This window comes from Abyssisolibacter fermentans (assembly GCF_001559865.1).
GTDB classification, from domain to species: domain Bacteria; phylum Bacillota; class Clostridia; order Tissierellales; family MCWD3; genus Abyssisolibacter; species Abyssisolibacter fermentans.
Map to the genome: position 1 here is coordinate 1 of NZ_LOHE01000007.1, position 2,283 is coordinate 2,283.

At 29.3% G+C, this 2,283-nt stretch carries 2 protein-coding genes; both read left to right on the forward strand.

Features of this window, described 5'->3' with window-relative positions:
• Positions 1 to 750: 750 nt before the first annotated feature.
• Positions 751 to 990 carry an Abi family protein gene (locus AYC61_RS21940; RefSeq protein ID WP_066495455.1) on the forward strand — a complete coding sequence of 80 codons (240 nt, stop codon included), beginning with the start codon at positions 751 to 753 and terminating at the stop codon, positions 988 to 990.
• On the forward strand, positions 983 to 1,510 hold the full coding sequence (locus AYC61_RS00930) for an Abi family protein (protein WP_066495458.1): 528 nt from the start codon (positions 983 to 985) through the stop codon (positions 1,508 to 1,510). The genes AYC61_RS21940 and AYC61_RS00930 overlap by 8 nt, the downstream gene beginning before the upstream one ends.
• The last annotated feature ends 773 nt before the right edge of the window (positions 1,511 to 2,283 follow it).

A 2,283-nucleotide genomic window follows, 5' to 3' on the forward strand; every position in this document is an offset into this window, starting at 1 on the left:
TTCAATTTTCAAGGTTCTATACCATCTTTCGTCAACTTTTTTTCTGTTGCCGACTTTTATAAGTTTATCATGTTTATTGCTTTTTGTCAACCCTTTTTTCGAAAAGTTTTTTCTTCAACCCGTTTGCCGAGCTACTTTTTTTCTTTTCATTTTTTTGGCGACAAGTGATAGTATAGCAGAATTTTAATCTTTCGTCAACACTATTTTAAAACTTTTTTAATTTAATTCGTTAAATTCAGTCGAAACAGTGGTTTAATCTTCTATAACCACTCTTATATGTTGGCTTGTTTTCAAGCATTGAAGTAATTCAGACTATATATTCATTTCATGACTTCATGTAGGATAAAATGGCTATTAAAATTATACAATTTTATTTGTCATACCTATAAAAATATGAATTAATAGGTACATTTCCAAAACAAAAGTCATATCACATATTTAAATAGTACAACGATATTTTTTAAAGATTTTAAACAAAATTTTAATTAGCATTAAATTGCATGCGACTGCCGTGGAATTATTATTGAGTTTTATTGACATTCCATGCTGATTAGTATATTACAATAGTAACAAAGCTCATCACGCCTCTCTAGTATGCGGACCAGGGTGGGACTTTTTTATTTATGGAGATATTTTTATGGAGTCAGTAGAAGATAATAAATTAAAAAAAACTACTACATTTGAAGAACAAGCGCAACTTTTGAAATCAAGAGGACTTCTAAAGAGGATGATAAAAAGGCTATTCAAATCTTGAAAAAAGTTAATTACTATAGATTAAGTGCGTATATGTTAATATATAAAAAAGATGATAAGTTTTATGAAGGGACTTCCATTGAAGATATTTACAACCTTTATGAATTCGATAAAAAATTTAGAAATCTTTTGATGTCTACGTTAGAATCTATAGAAGTTGCTTTTAGAACACGTATAGCTTATTTAATTGCACATCAGTATGGAGCTCTTGGATATATTAGAACATGCGATGTTTAAAAGTAAAAAACATCATGATAGTATGTTACAAGTACTACAAATAAAACGCAGTAATGAATTATTTATTAATCACTATAAGCTTAAATACAATGAAATGTTTCCGATTTGGGTAGTAGTTGAAGTAAGCTCTTTTGGACTATTATCAAAAATATATAGTAATCTAAAGGATGAAGACCAAAATAAGATAGCCAGTGAATATTATAATACAAAAGGTGAATATATTAGAACTTGGTTACATGCAATTTCAACTTTCAGAAATATATGTGCTCATTATGGAAGAATATATAATAGAAATTTAGAAATAACTCCTAAGTTGTTTAGAAAAGATAAAAAAAGAGGTATAAACAATGATAGCATATTTGCAATTGTATATATAATTGGAAGATTGCTTACAGGTGAAAAGGACTGGGATTATTTTATTACTAGATTTATAGCTTTAGTTGAACAATATGATATAGTGGATTTAAGCCTTATGGGGTTTCCTAAAGATTGGAAACAAATACTCAAAGATTTAAGATAGACTCTCTTACAAACATTTAAGAGTTTTTTTATGCACAAAAAAACAAAAGATATAATAACGTAAGCGTCAACTCTTTATTAAATGACCTGAAATTTATAACTCTTAGAAGTAAATAGCACAATTAACCAAAAAACTACTAGACGCTTTAGAATGAGTAAAATGCAAGGTACCAAAATATTTTAGCGAATGAGCGTACTTTCGTACGTGATTGAACTAAAAATAATAAGGAAACTCCTACTCACTAACATTCCTAGGAGTAAGTGACTCACACCAAATCATAGATTTGGGTTCTAATTAATGTAACTCACTACTCACTTCGTTCCTAGGAGTAAGTGATTCACACCAAATCATAGATTTGGGTTCTAATTAATGTAACTCACTACTCACTTCATTCCTAGGAGTAAGTGATTCACACCAAATCATAGATTTGGGTTCTAATTAATGTAACTCACTACTCACTTCGTTCTTAGGAGTAAGTGATTCACACCAAATCATAGATTTGGGTTCTAATTAATGTAACTCACTACTCACTTCGTTCTTAGGAGTAAGTGATTCACACCAAATCATAGATTTGGGTTCTAATTAATGTAACTCACTACTCACTTCGTTCTTAGGAGTAAGTGATTCACACCAAATCATAGATTTGGGTTCTCTACTTAACGCAGCAGTTACTTTGAACTACAAAAAAATAACTAGTCACTATAAAATAGTAATAATAACTGCTACTACAATTCAAAAAGTAACTAGGGCGCCATAAGATGAGTGAAATACAA

Bases quoted from the DNA above. Each gene is read 5' to 3' on its own strand.
- AYC61_RS00930 (WP_066495458.1), top strand. From the start codon at position 983: ATGTTTAAAAGTAAAAAACATCATGATAGTATGTTACAAGTACTACAA.